At 35.2% G+C, this 14,608-nt stretch carries 11 protein-coding genes; 9 read left to right on the top strand and 2 right to left on the bottom strand.

Annotated features, from left to right (window positions below; genetic code table 11):
• Nucleotides 1-13: 13 nt before the first annotated feature.
• From C1Y58_RS02415 to C1Y58_RS26975, 6 genes are all read left to right on the top strand, one after another.
• Nucleotides 14-796, top strand: coding sequence for a TIM barrel protein (locus tag C1Y58_RS02415; protein WP_105614393.1), 783 nt, complete (start codon nt 14-16; stop codon nt 794-796).
• A 14-nt stretch (nt 797-810) separates the two neighbouring features.
• On the top strand, nt 811-2,106 hold the full coding sequence (gene melA, locus C1Y58_RS02410; protein WP_105614392.1) for an alpha-glucosidase/alpha-galactosidase: 1,296 nt from the start codon (nt 811-813) through the stop codon (nt 2,104-2,106).
• Nucleotides 2,107-2,176: 70 nt separating this feature from the next.
• Nucleotides 2,177-2,869: a glycerophosphodiester phosphodiesterase gene (locus C1Y58_RS02405; RefSeq protein WP_105614391.1), complete on the top strand. Its 693-nt coding sequence runs from the start codon at nt 2,177-2,179 to the stop codon at nt 2,867-2,869.
• Nucleotide 2,870: 1 nt separating this feature from the next.
• The gene (locus C1Y58_RS02400) at nt 2,871-3,761 is read left to right on the top strand and encodes a PfkB family carbohydrate kinase (RefSeq protein ID WP_207655693.1); all 891 of its coding nucleotides are present in this window, start codon (nt 2,871-2,873) and stop codon (nt 3,759-3,761) included.
• Nucleotides 3,762-4,017: 256 nt separating this feature from the next.
• Nucleotides 4,018-6,486 (top strand): RICIN domain-containing protein, encoded by a 2,469-nt coding sequence (locus C1Y58_RS02395; protein WP_105614389.1) that lies wholly within the window; start codon nt 4,018-4,020, stop codon nt 6,484-6,486.
• Nucleotides 6,487-6,673: 187 nt separating this feature from the next.
• Nucleotides 6,674-6,808 carry a hypothetical protein gene (locus C1Y58_RS26975; RefSeq protein ID WP_278286064.1) on the top strand — a complete coding sequence of 45 codons (135 nt, stop codon included), beginning with the start codon at nt 6,674-6,676 and terminating at the stop codon, nt 6,806-6,808.
• Nucleotides 6,809-6,850: 42 nt separating this feature from the next.
• On the opposite strand, the gene C1Y58_RS02390 is transcribed toward C1Y58_RS26975, so the two are convergent.
• Nucleotides 6,851-7,894, bottom strand: coding sequence for an FAD:protein FMN transferase (locus C1Y58_RS02390; protein ID WP_105614388.1), 1,044 nt, complete (start codon nt 7,892-7,894; stop codon nt 6,851-6,853).
• A 142-nt stretch (nt 7,895-8,036) separates the two neighbouring features.
• Nucleotides 8,037-8,954, bottom strand: coding sequence for an FMN-binding protein (locus tag C1Y58_RS02385; protein ID WP_105614387.1), 918 nt, complete (start codon nt 8,952-8,954; stop codon nt 8,037-8,039).
• A gap of 459 nt (nt 8,955-9,413) precedes the next feature.
• On the opposite strand from C1Y58_RS02385, the gene C1Y58_RS02380 reads away from it, so the two are divergent.
• The 3 genes from C1Y58_RS02380 (at nt 9,414) to C1Y58_RS02370 (ending at nt 14,599) form a co-directional block, all read left to right on the top strand.
• Nucleotides 9,414-11,429 carry an FAD-dependent oxidoreductase gene (locus C1Y58_RS02380; RefSeq protein WP_105614386.1) on the top strand — a complete coding sequence of 672 codons (2,016 nt, stop codon included), beginning with the start codon at nt 9,414-9,416 and terminating at the stop codon, nt 11,427-11,429.
• A gap of 65 nt (nt 11,430-11,494) precedes the next feature.
• Nucleotides 11,495-12,442, top strand: a complete 948-nt coding sequence (locus C1Y58_RS02375) for a 1,4-dihydroxy-2-naphthoate polyprenyltransferase (RefSeq protein WP_105614385.1) — start codon at nt 11,495-11,497, stop codon at nt 12,440-12,442.
• Between the two features lie 177 nt (nt 12,443-12,619).
• Nucleotides 12,620-14,599 (top strand): alpha-amylase family protein, encoded by a 1,980-nt coding sequence (locus C1Y58_RS02370; RefSeq protein ID WP_157949909.1) that lies wholly within the window; start codon nt 12,620-12,622, stop codon nt 14,597-14,599.
• Nucleotides 14,600-14,608 lie beyond the last annotated feature (9 nt).

Here is a 14,608-nt window from a genome sequence, read left to right as displayed (position 1 = left end):
TGGAGGTACCATAATGAAAAAATCAGCATGTATTGAAATGATTTTTACTGAAGTGGATTTTTATGATCGTTTTAAACTAGCTCATGAAGCGGGCTTCAAATATATCGAGTTTTGGGGTTGGGAAGACAAAGATCTTGCTAAGATCAAGGCGTTATGCGAAGAATATGATCTTGAAATTGCAAGCTTTTCAGGTGATAAAGATTACTCACTTATCGCTAAAGAAGATTCTGAGAAGTATATTGACTATGTTATTGAATCCATTAATGCCGCTAAGTTATTAAACTGTAAGCACTTAGTTATTCACTCCAATGCATTAGGAGAAGGCGGTGTGGTTGTCAACCATTATACTGAACGATCAGATTATGAGTTATTTGGTGCTATGATAAAGACATTAATGGAATTGCAGCCAATTGCAGAAGATGCAGACGTAACCCTTGTTCTTGAGGCACTGAATACTGAAACAGATCATGTAGGTAATTTCTTAGCATTTACTGAGGATGCTGCAACAGCAATCCAAATCATTAATAGTCCTCGAATCAAGATTTTATATGATCTTTACCACATGCAATTAATGGAAGGTAAAATGATCAATACATTGGAGCAATTTATTGGCGAGATAGGTTATATTCATATAGCAGATGCGCCAGGTAGAAGAGAACCAGGTACGGGGGAAGTGAATTTCCCTAACGTATGGCGTAAATTAAAAGAACTTAACTATGAAGGTTTTATTGGGTTTGAATTAGAACCATCAAAACAATCAGAAGTAGTTGCTAAAGAATTAGTAGAAGCTTTTTAAAGGAGGACATAAGAATGGCTAAAATAGCTTTTTTAGGCGCTGGAAGTACAGTATTCGCTAAGAATGTTTTAGGCGATAGTATGATGACTAAAGCATTACAAGATGCAGATATAGCATTATACGATATTGATGCAGACAGATTAAATGATTCGCAAATGATGTTAGATAATATCAATGCCAATTGTAATGAAGGAAGAGCTAACATTGTATCCTATTTGGATCGGAAGGCAGCCTTAAAAGATGCTGATTACGTTATCAATGCTATCCAAGTAGGGGGTTACAAGCCTTGTACAGTAACTGATTTTGAAGTACCCAAAAAATATGGTCTACGTCAAACGATTGCTGATACATTAGGTATTGGTGGTATCTTTAGAACTTTAAGAACAGCACCAGTTATGCTGGATTTTGCAAGAGATATGGAAGAGGTATGCCCAGATGCATGGTTCTTAAACTATGTTAATCCAATGGCTATGTTAACAAAAGTGATGCTAAAGGGCTCCAACATTAAAACAGTTGGTCTTTGCCATAGTGTTCAAGTCTGCGCTAAAGAGCTTTTAGAGCCTATTGGTATGTCACTAGACAATGTAAACGCAAAGATTGCTGGTATTAATCACATGGCTTGGCTTCTTGAAATCACAAGAAACGGGAAAGATCTATATCCAGAGATTAAAAAGCTATCTTTACAAAGAGATAAACACGATGATATGGTACGCCATGAAATAATGAAGAACTTTGGGTATTATGTAACGGAATCCAGTGAACATAATGCTGAATACATGCCTTACTTCATAAAGAGTAATTATCCTGAGCTCATTGACAAGCTTAATATTCCTTTAGATGAGTATCCAAGACGTTGTGAAGAGCATGAAGTGCGTTGGGAGAAAATGAGAAAGATTTTAGTAGATAACGATAAGGTTGAACATGAACGCTCAAGGGAGTATGCATCTCATATCATGGAAGCTATGGAAACGAATCAACCTTATATGATTAATGGTAATGTATTGAATAAAGGATTAATCACTAACTTACCATATGATTGTTGTGTAGAAGTACCATGCGTTGTTGATAAAAATGGTGTGACACCAACCTATGTAGGTGCACTGCCACCACAATTAGCTGCCCTCAATCGCACTAACATTAACGTTCAAGAATTAACTGTAGAAGCAATTTTAACAGGTAAGAAAGAGTACATTTATCATGCTGCTATGCTTGATCCTCATACATCATCTGAGTTAAGTATTGATGATACTAAGTCATTAGTTGACGATATGATTGAAGCACATGGTGACTGGTTACCAACCTTCAAGTAATATTTTAGTGTAGGAAAGTATGATAGTTTTTATTATATTTTCCTACACATACAATTAAGGGTGAGGTGAAATGATGACTACTTTAACCGCTCATTCTGGAAGTGAAAACACCCAGCCAAATTCAATGGAATACTTAAAAGTTGCCTGCAATGAAAATGCTTACTATGTTGAGATTGATGTACGTCATACAAAGGATGGCTTCTTAGTCTTAAATCATGATGATGCTTATGAAAATATCCTTCTATCAGAATCCAACTGGTGTGACATCAAAGATATGTATAATTTATTAAGCTTTGAAGAAGCTGTTAATTTTATTATCTCTAGAGGTAATAAGGTGAATGCTGATATCAAAACCATAGAGAGCATTCCTAAAGTTGCGGATTACCTTCTTAGCAATAAAATAGTGAGTGAAGTTCTGTTAACAGGTTGTAGAGATAAAGAGATTAAGTATCTCTACCATCATTATCCCATGTTAAACAAGATTTATAATGTCGATGAGCTGTTTGAGGATATATCACTTACAGAAGAAAATAAGAGACAGAAAATTATGAAAAATATTACCTTATATGGAGCTTCGGGAATCAATATACCTTATAGAGCATTAACAGAGGAACGTTATTTATGGACCAAGGAAAACAAGATTTCCATATTTGTTTGGACTGTTGATGAACGTGAAGAAATGATTAAGAACTTTGAAAGAGAAGTGACATCTATCACAACAAATTGTTTAAAACTCTTTCATGAAGTTAAAAGGAGTGAGTAATATGCATTTTGATACCTTTATCATTGGGCATATTTCAAAAGACATCATCAAGTATTATCAAGGAGATACTCACGAGGAGATAGGAGGAGCCGTTGTGGCGGCTGCTTATGCTGCAGAAGGTAGTGAAAGAAAGGTCGGCATACTAACTAAAACATCTGAAGCAGATAAATCTCTCCTAGATACAACATTTTCAGTACCTCGAGATCAGATCTACTATGTACCATCCATAGAAACAACATCTATCGAAAATTATTATCATACATTAGATCGGGAAACACGACTTTTAAGTGCTGTTGGTATAGCAGACCAATATACCATGGCAGACATACCAGATGGTATTAAAGCAGAAGTCTATCATCTTGCTGGACTTATTGAAGGCGATTATGATCCAGAATTGGTTGTTGAACTTTCAAAAAGGGGTAAGGTGGCTGTTGATATCTCAGGTTTCATGCGCCGTTGTTTTGAAGACAAAAGTTTGAAAAGAGTGGACTGGGTAGATAAGGAAAAGTATTTACCCTATATCACTTACTTTAAAGTAGATGCTGCTGAAGCCTTAGTATTAACAGGCGAAGAAGACCGTTATAAGGCGGCAGAGAAAATTATGGAGTGGGGACCAAAGGAAGTTATGATTACCCATAATTCAGAAGTTCTCATCCATGATGGAAATGAATTTTATACATCACCTTATAAAGCAAGAAATTTAAGTGGACGTACTGGCAGAGGGGATACGACTTTCAGTGCCTATATTACAGAGCGTATTGATCATGATCCCCAAGAGGCTGTTTTATATGCTTCTGCTTTAGTATCCATTAAGATGGAAAGTCCAGGACCTTTTAAAGGTAGCCGCAAAGACGTAGAAAATTATATCAATGAATTTTACTCCTCAAAGTAAATGTAGCAAATTACTTCTTAAATAATCATTAATTTTTGGCATCCTAAACATAAATAAATTAATCTCCTCATTAATCTATCTACGACAAGTTTAGGATGTCAATTTTATTTCAATTCTTATAATCAATTAACTCATAATTTCCCCAAAAAATGTATATTTAAATAAATTAATATAAACTATGATTTTCTTGATAAAACAATACTACTAAGGTACTAGCAGAATTAAACCATTTAAGAGTTAAAGGAGGGGAATTTTCTTGAAGCACCATAAAGAAATTAGAAAATCAATAGGTATGATCAGCATAGTGACCAGTATGCTCATAGTGGTATGCATGTTTTTAGCCTTACCAACTAAAGTAAGTCATGCAGAAGATCACCAATCGGCAGATATATTCACAGATGCAGGTGGATTTATAACGACCTATGGTATGTTAGAAAAACCTTTTAACAAAATATTGTGGCCTGGTACACATAATGCTATGGCCAATGATCCTGATTCAACAGGTCTGATTAAATATGAACCCTATACGAGGAATCAGCATCTGGGGATATACGATACGTTAACTAAGGGGATAAGACATATCGATATTGATCTTGGAGAAGTGATAGGCACGAATGAGATCTATTCCTATCATAGAGTTTATACTTCAGGAAGAACAGATGTAGATACCATAGTTGAAGGGATTAAGAACTTTATCGATGAAAATCCTAATGAAATTATCAGTATTAAGCTTAATGGCTTCTATAATCAATATGCTGGAGATATCGATGATCTGGAAAAAAAGAAAGAGATGACTCAAAAGTTTATGTGGCATATGCGCAGGGCTGGCTTATTAGAGAATGTGTATAATTATACAGGTTTGATAAGCGGAAGCAATGAGGATTTATACGATGATATTGATTTAATTGACGTGAATCAGATCTCAACACCACAAAATGGAGGGATGGAAGCATGGCCAACATTAGGTGAGATATTAGACTTTGAAAATGAATTCATTGATCGCAAAAATATCATTATCCTACCTCCACAATCCTATGAAGAAGCTTATCAAATTAATTTTCAGTATACTGGAGTTGATAGTAATACATATTATTTACCTAATGCAGAGCATCACAGTGAAATAAGGACTGACAACATAAGTGTTTCTGAGAATAATGGGGATAAAATAATAGTCATGGAATATTTCCCCGATGAGGAACCAGCTGGAGATCCAGATGTTGCATTGATTAATAATGATGCTTGGTGGCTATATGATCTCATTAACTACAGGAATGATGAGATGCAGGTAAGTCTCATTACTCTAGATTTTTTTACTGGTACACGTTCTGTAGATATTGTAGACGTAGCTAATAAGTTCAACCATATAAGGACACATGGGGAAGATAGTTGGGACAGTTCTTTAAGTTATTATTGGTCCGATCATGATAAAGATGAACTAGTGAATAAATATTATCATATAAGAAATACCCAATCAGGTAAGTTCTTAGCTTCAGATGGTGCAGGCAATGTTTATCTAACGCCTAATAAGGGTGATACGCAGATCTGGCAATTAAAGAATGATGTCAACAATCGATGGATTCTTGAAAGCTATGCAACCAATCAATTGTTAGAAGTTGATGATAATGGAACAGATATTAATGATAAGATTCAAACTTACCCTGCAAAAGAACCAGGTGAATACCTGGAAAAGAGGAATAATCAACAGTGGTTACTTGAAAAGGAAAACGATAAAGACTTTATATTTCGTAATGTTAATAGCCACTACATTTTAGGAATTAAGTCAGGTACTGAAGAGGTAGTGCAAAATGAAGATGTGGATAGCGGTAATTGGGAGCTCATTGAAGTAAGTATGCAAGACATGAGTGAACTTGATGGAAAAGTAGTAAATATTAAAAGTGCTACTGATGGTAAATGCATTGATCTAACGAATTCATCCACTTCCAATAAGACTAATATACAAGTAGCTGATCAAAATCATCTAAATTCACAGGCTTGGATTATTGAAAAAATAGATCATAATATGATTCTGCTGAAAAGTACACTTGATGAAAATAAAGTAATGGATTTAAGGGGGAACTCCTTAGATGACTTTGGAAATGTTATTATCTACGATCGCAAGCTTGATAATAATAGCAATACTAATCAAAAATGGTTGCTACAAGAGAATGAAGATGGGTCATATTTTATCATCAATGCTTATAGCGGTTTGTACCTAACGCGAGACGAGAATAATGTTTACCAGTATCGGTACATTGGGGGAAGTGAACAAAAATGGTTTCTAGAGGAAGAGATACCCGTAACCTTTGATGGGCAAATTGTGGAGATAAAGAATGTTAGTTCCAATAGGTATGTTGATTTAACTGGTAGTAGTACTAAAAATAAGAACTTAATAATCACCTATCCAAGTTCAGGAAATAATAATCAAAAGTGGTTACTTGCTAAAGAAGGACATAACTTGTATCGCATTCAAAGCATTCTTGACTATTCAAAGGTATGGGATATTGATGATTTTAGTACCCAATCAGGAACAAAGCTGTGGATTTACAGTGATAATGGTGGTAATAATCAAAGGTTTAAATTGATGATTACTGAAAATGGTACCTATAAAATGATAGCTCATCATAGTGGATTAGTTTTAACGGAATTACCGGATTCTTTTGATATTATTCAAGCTGAATCTACTAATAGCCTTAGTCAAGAGTGGCTAATAGGCATCGTTAATTAATATATGAGTTTTATAAATCAGAATGATAACAGCCATAATAACCGTATAAAGGGAAATTTCATAAATAAATTAGTAAATATATGAATAATTACTAAAATATAAGTAAAACTACTATTGTAACAATCAAAAAACAAATCAGGTTGAATGATAGAGAACTCCCTGATCTATTTAATAGGAGGATTGTACAATGGCAAAGAAAAGAAAACAGCAAGTACAAGCTAATTCTGAAGATGCTAGAAACATGAATTTAGAAATAGCAGAAGAAATGACTACTCAAGAAGAAGTACAAAAAGCTTCTAAAAAACGTAAGAAAAAAAGCTAATGATTAACGTAAAAATAAAAGGGCTGCCTAGTGGTAGCCCTTTTACTCTATGATCTTATAAGATGTATTGGTTAGTTCAAAATCAGAAGCTAGTTGACCTGTCATATAGATCTCATTATCTCTTGTTACAAAGATAGCATCAACACCATCCAGTTTTTCAATAAAAGCTTTTCCTTCTTCCAAACCCAGTAATAATGTGGTTGTGGATAAAGCATCACCGTCTGTAGAATTATCCGATACAATACTCACCGATTTGATCTCATTAGTTACGGGATAGCCTGTATAGGGATCAAGAATATGATGATACTTAACACCTTCTTCGATGAAGAAACGTTCGTAATCACCAGAAGTGACGACAGATTTATTGGAAGTAGCTAAAACACCTAAGTACTCACCTCGGTCTGAATCAGGGTCTTGTATAGCAATGTTGAAGTGTGAGCCATCAGACTTGCCACCTAAGGCATAGATATTCCCTCCTGCATTGATAATAGCACTCTTGATACCCAATTCATTCATTTCTTGAACCATCTCATCAACAATGAAGCCTTTTGCGATTGCACCTAAATTTATCATCATATTTTCATCGGGAAGCAAGACCGAAAAATTCCCTTCATCTAATTGTATCTTTGTGTAATCAATAAGTGGTAACACTACTGCTAATTCCTCTTTAGTAGGTACATGGCCAGTAGGTGGATCAATGGCCCAAAGGTCAATAAGGGGACCAATGGTTATGTCAAATAATCCACTGGAACTCTCAGCGTAGGATATACTCTTATTAATTAGGTAATAGGTTTTTTCTGAAACCGTTATGGGTTCTTTTCCAGCATTTGCATTGATATGACTGACATCACTATCTATGATATAGGCGCTAAGAAGTTTTTCTAATTCTTTACCTCGGGCGAATACTGGTGCTATCAATGTTTCATCATCTGTACCATAGAGCTTGATGGTTACAACAGTATCTAACATAAATTCAGTTTTTGATACAGTTGCATTGGCGTTAGGAGGAAGGGATTCCTCATTAACACATGCTACAGTTGTCAGAGTAAGTACTATTAATATGAAAACACTTGTCCATTTCTTCATTCTAATCGATCCTTTACCAATAGATAACTTAATTATTGTTTACTTTACTATCCTATCTTACATGAATGGGAGAAATTCGTAAAGGGGAAATATAAGAAAGCACATGAATGGAATTCATGTGCTTAAATATCAAGAATAATTCTTATTGCATTGCTTGAGTAAAGATTTGCTCGAAACCATTAACAGATATTGACACACCTGCAATCGCATCTGTTTTGCCACTATCGTCTTTTTCTACTTCAAAACCTTGAGTTTCAAGAACAAAAGCTTCAGCAGCAGCAGCTTGCTCAAACCATTCTAATTCAGAACCAGCAGCTTTCATACCATATTCTTCACCCATAGTTTTTTTGTTAGTAACATTACCTTCTGCATCTGCTTGAGAACCATTAAAGTTAGCAGATACGATAGTACCGTTAACAATAGTAAATTCACCAGCGCTTACCCAACCGTTTTTGTCAGCTTCTAATTGAGCTAATTTTACACCATCAGTATATTCGCCAGCAGCTACAGGCTCAGAAGCTAAAGCTTCTTGAACTAATGTATAGTATGCTGATACATGAATAGATACACCAGCAATAGCGTCTGTCTTACCTTCAGAGTTAATTTCAATAGCTGTTGGATCTTGGTTTTCTAATAACCATTCTTCAGCAGCAATTGCTTGCTCATGCCATGGAGCTTGAGCACCACCGAATTCAACCATTGGATAACCACCATTAGGTGAAAGTGTTAATTTGTCACCTTGAGGAACGATGTTAGTACCATTCCAGTCGGCGTTAACAATTTTACCATCTTTAACTTCTACAACTACGAAATCTTTCCATCCGCTATTAGCATCGAAGTCTTCAGATGCAGCATAGTAGATACCATCGGCGTATGTAGCAACGCTTTCTTCTGCTGGTTCTTCGGCAGGCTCTTCAGCAGGTTCTTCTGTTTTTGTTTCTTCTTCAGTTGCTTTTTCTTCTGTTTTAGCTGGAGCAGTTTCTGCTGGTTCTTCAGAACTACAACCAACAAAAGCAGCTGTCATTAAAACAACAAGTAATAGTGTAAATAATTTTTTCATAATATCCTCCTTAAACCTTTTATATATATAATCAGAAATAGTAGGTTAGACTATTTTCTGACTGTAACATGATTTAATAAACACAAAGTACATAGATGAAATAAATCATTCTACAACTGTGAATTTATGTAAGAAATCTTGCATGCTAAATCGATAAAAAAACTAGATAGTAGATCATTGACAATTTGTTAACAAAGAATGGTATAAAAATAAATTGCTAATATTTCTGGTATCTAGCATAGCAAACAAAAGCTATTTCAATTAATATCCAAGAATACCTCATGTCTGAACGCTTTCATTATAGCAAAAGTGAAAATACTTTTCAAGTAGTTAAGATGAACTAATACTTTTAATCATTTTGTTCATAAAAATATATTTTAATTCACAGAAAAGTATGTTATATTATTAACTGAATTACTGACAGAAATTATCATTTGATTAAAAGTGAGGGAATCTAAAATGGCTAAAAAACATATTATCATTTTGGGTGGTAGTTATGCTGGTGTTAAGGCTGGTAAAGTACTTCATAAGCAATTTAAAAAAGATCCAAATGTAGAAATCACCATTATTGATAGACATCCTTTCCATACTTTAATGACAGAATTACATGAAGTAGCAGGTCACCGTACTGAACCAGATGCAATTCAAGTGGATTTAAGAAAAGTTTTCGCTGGTAAAAAGGTTAATGTGGTTGTTGATGAAATTAATAACATTGATTTTAAAGCTAAGAAATTGAGTTCAGAGAGAACAACTTATCAATATGACTACCTATTATTATGTACAGGTAATCAATCCAATTTCTTTGGTGTTGAAGGTGCAGAAGAATATGCACATACGCTTTGGTCATATGAAGATGCTGTACATGTTAGAGAACATGTAGAAGACATGTTTAGAAGAGCAAGTGTTGAACCTGACCCAGAAAAAAGAAAAGCACTTCTTACATTTGCTGTTTGTGGTGGCGGATTTACCGGTGTTGAAATGGCCGGTGAATTAGGTGAAGCTAAAAAGCACTTAGCTGAGCAATACATGGTAGATGAAAAGGAAGTTACCATCTATAATATAGAAGCAACTGGTAGAATCCTTAATATGCTTGATAGTGACAAGCAAGTAAAGAAAATTGAAGATAAGTATTACAGGAAGTTAGGTATTAACTTACTGAAGAATTCGCCAATTACAAAGATTAATAAAGAATCTATTGTTATTAATAAAAATACGGAAATACCAACCCATACATTAATTTGGGCAGCAGGTATTCAAAACAACGACTTTGCTAAAAACTTAGGTTTAAAGACAGGTCGTGGTGGTCGTATTCTTGTTAATGAATTCATGCAGGTGAAGGGTCAAGCAGGTTTATATGCTGCTGGCGACAATGCATCCTATGAGGATGAAGATGGCGTAATGCCACAAATTGTTCAGGCGGCGGAACAGTCAGGCCATACTGCTGCAGCCAACGTTGCCGCTGAGATTAAAGGCACAGAACTTCATAAACATAAGCAAAAATACAATGGCTTTATGGTATCTGTAGGATCCAGAAGAGCAGTAGCTGACACTGGGTTTAAAAGCTCAGGTTGGTTTGCGATGCTCATTAAGCACGTTGTTAACTTCTTATATTTATTCCTAGTTTCAGGTGTAAGACAGTTATGGAATTATCTCATGCACGAGTTTTTCCATATTAAAAATAGAAGATCCTTTGTTGGTGGTCATTTCTCCAAGGCATCTCCAAACTTTTGGAAAGTACCGCTGCGAATTTGGTTAGGTTACATGTGGCTGGTTGAAGGTCTTAAAAAGATCAATGAAGGCTGGTTGGATGAAGTTAAAATTATATCAACCCCTGTTACAGATGCAGCAACTTGGGGAACTGCTGGTGAAGCAGCAACAGCGGTAGCTGATGCAACAGCAAGTGCATCACAAGCGGCAACAACAGTAGTCGAAGCGACAGCAAGTGCATCACAAGCAGCTACAGCAGTAGTTGAAGCGACAGCAAGTGCATCACAAGCAGCGACAGCAGTTGTAGATGCAACAGCAAGCGCGTCACAAGCAGTCGATACAGTAGTTGAAACAGCCCATCAATTACCAGCTATATTCCAATGGGTAGTTAATCATATGCCTAGTGGATGGGGCCAGCCTTTATTAGCAGAAACCCCAGATGCTATGAATTGGTTCATGGAAACCTTCATGGGACCTATAGCAATACCAGTTCAAACCATTATGATTTTTACTGAAATTATTATTGGTATCTGTTTAATATTTGGTCTATTCACATTCATTTCATCTGGAATCAGTGTTATTATGACCATTGGTATCACATTAACTGGTATGTCTGATGCAACGATTATTTGGTACTTTGTTGGTGGAATTGCCTTACTAGGTGGTTCTGGTAGTACCTTTGGTTTAGATTATTATGTACTACCCTATCTAAAAAGATGGTGGAAGAAAACAAGCTTTGCGCGGAAAACCCATCTATATTTTGACTAAAATGAAGAATATCCTTTCAACACGAGAGGATATTCTTTTAATATATAATGTAAGAGGTGAATTCAATGAATATGAAGAACTTTCTTAAATTAGTAGAAATTCCAACGAAAGTTGCCAGCCTTATCCCCTTACTCTTAGGCTCTCTATATGTTATGTATCATTTCAAGTCCTTTGACAGTATTAATTTTATGCTTATGCTAGTGGCACTCTTATGTATTGATATGGCTACGACCGCATTGAATAATTTTTATGATTATAAGCGAGCTTTAAAGAAATATGGATATAACTATGAAACTCATAATGCTATTGTTAGTGGAAGTCTAAAAGAAGGAGTAGTCATTACAATCATTTTCTTTTTAGTTCTTATTGCTTCAATAGTTGGGTTGATACTAGTATGGAGGACAAATATTCTAGTCTTATTGATTGGCGGGATAGCTTTCATGATAGCTTACTTGTACTCAGCTGGTCCAGTGCCTATATCCAGAACCTTTTTGGGTGAAATCGTGTCAGGGGTAACCATGGGATTTGGTATCACATTCCTAGCCGTATATATTCACATCATAGACCTTGGTCTTATTACATTCTCTATGGATGATTGGCATCAGGTAGTGGTATCAACTGATTTAAAGGAGTTATTATCAATAATTCTTCTATCTGTACCAGTGATATTAACCACTGCGAACATTATGTTAGCTAATAATATTTGTGATATGGAGGATGACTTAGAAAATAAGAGATACACGCTTCCTATTTATATAGGGAAAGACAAAGGATTAAAACTATATAAACTTCTATATCTGCTTTCATTTATAGATGTCTTAGTAATGGCTTTATTAAGAATTACACCACCTATTTCTTTAACAATCCTATTGATAGCCATCCCTGTTTATATCAATATAGATGAATTTGTGAAACTGCAAAGTAAAAAAGATACATTTATTTATTCAATTTATAGTTTCCTCATGATTAACCTCGTTTTAATCTTGTCTTTTGCAATTAATCTAATCAACTAAAGCTAAAGGTATCTCGCGAGATACCTTTAGCTTTATCACTCTGTAGAATTGGAAGTTATTAACTTCTTAATATATTACAAGTTTTGATGAATAAATTTATAATTTTATTTTTCTCCAAATGCTATACTAATGTTGTGTAGAAAACGATTACTAAACAAGGTTAAAGGAGATGAAATAATGAGACGTTTACCATCAAGACAAATCCATTTAGACTTCCATACCTCAGAGTATATACCAGGTATTGGAGAAAAATTTGATAAAGAAAATTTCCAACAGGCTTTAAAATTAGGTCATGTGAATAGTATGACGGTCTTTGCAAAATGCCACCACGGTTTTTGCTATTATCCAACAAAAGTAGGAACCATTCACCCACATTTAGATCCTAACTTTGACTTAACTAAGGCGATGATGGATGCATGTCATGAAATAGGGGTATTTGCTCCAATTTATGTAACATTGGGGTGGTCTGTATATGATGAAGAGACACATCATGAATGGCGTTGTAAAGATAAAGAAGGGAATTACCAAACATGGCATTATGACTTAAATGCAAATGAAAATGATGAAAAACCAGAGTGTTCTTGGGTTCATCTTTGTCCAGCAGGTGGGTATCAACAACACCTTTACGATATTACCGAGGAAATAGGCGAACGTTATGACCGAGTGGATGGTATCTTCTATGATATCGTGTTTATGAGTGATGTTTGTTACTGTGATAGTTGTGTGGCTGGTATGAAAGCTATGGGTCTTAATCCTGATAACGAAGAAGATGCATTAGAGTACTATACAATAAAGAGAAAAGAAACCATGGATGGGCTAAGAGAACGTCTTTTTGCTAAACATCCTGAAGCTACAGTTTTCTTTAATTCAGGTGGAGCAGAAATGACAATGCCTCAATGGCATTATGCCAATACCCACTTTGAGCTAGAAGATCTACCAACTACTTGGGGTGGTTATGATAAAATGCCAATCCGAGCAAAGTACTTCTCACGTAAAGAGAAAGATTATCTTGGGATGACAGGTAAGTTTCATCGTGCGTGGGGTGAGTTTGGCGGGTTTAAGGCACCAGAAGCCATTAAGTATGAATGTGCTTCATTGATGACATATGGTGCTAGAATCAGCATAGGTGATCAACTTCATCCATCGGGCTTAATGGATTTAGAAACCTATCGATTGATTGGTGAAGGATTTAAATATGTTGAAGCTATTGAAGATTATTGCTATGATGTAGAGGAAACTGCTAACCTTGGAGTGATGATTACGAAAGATCCAGAAATTAATGAAGGATTAGCAAAGTTACTTTTGGATAGTCATTTTGATTTTGATATCGTTCATAGCATAGAGGATATGGAACGATTTAAAGCTATTATTTTACCAGATGAAGTTACTTTAGAACAAGAGTGGGCTAGAGCTTTAAAAGAGTTTCAAGCTAAAGGCGGTTCACTCCTCATCATGGGTGAAAGTGCATTAGATAAGGACAAAAAAGAGTTCATGTTAGATATTGGTGCTAGCTATAGAGGACATTCTGAATACGATATTGACTATGTGATGGCGGATAAGCTTAGTGATCACATCATTACTGCACCATTCCTATTTTATGAAAGTGGTAGCCAGGTAGATGTTAAAGATGCAGAGGTATTAGCTAGCATACGTGAACCATATTTCAGCCGTACATATGGTCATTTCTGTTCACACCTCAATACACCATATCAATTAGAAGATGCGGATTATCCTGCAGCTATTAAAAAAGGTAATACTGTCTATCTTGCACACAAAATTAGTAAAATGTATAAAGAGTATGGAGCTACATTCCATCGTCATTATTTCACCAATGCATTAGAGCTAGTCTATGATGAACCAGTTGTCAAAGTAGAGCTACCAAGTGCAGGTCGTATAAGATTCGTGCATCAAGGAAAAGAAGATCGATATATTCTTCATCTACTATATGCATCACCAATCCAAAGAGGGGTTGCTTCAATCATAGAAGATACTCCAACAATTTACAATACACCAATTGAGGTAACAGTTGAGCAACAAGTTAAAAGAGTTTATACCGCACCTGATATGAAAGATATTAAATTTGACCAAACCAATGGAAAGGTGACATTGACTTTACCTGAATTTGCAACTCATCAAATTGTTGTTATGGAATACTAAAATATTAAT

The sequence above is a fragment of the Vallitalea okinawensis genome (genome assembly GCF_002964605.1).
GTDB classification, from domain to species: Bacteria; Bacillota; Clostridia; order Lachnospirales; family PQDH01; genus Vallitalea_A; species Vallitalea_A okinawensis.
The sequence above is the reverse complement of the archived record's forward strand: the minus strand, read 5'-3'. Positions and strand labels throughout refer to the sequence as shown.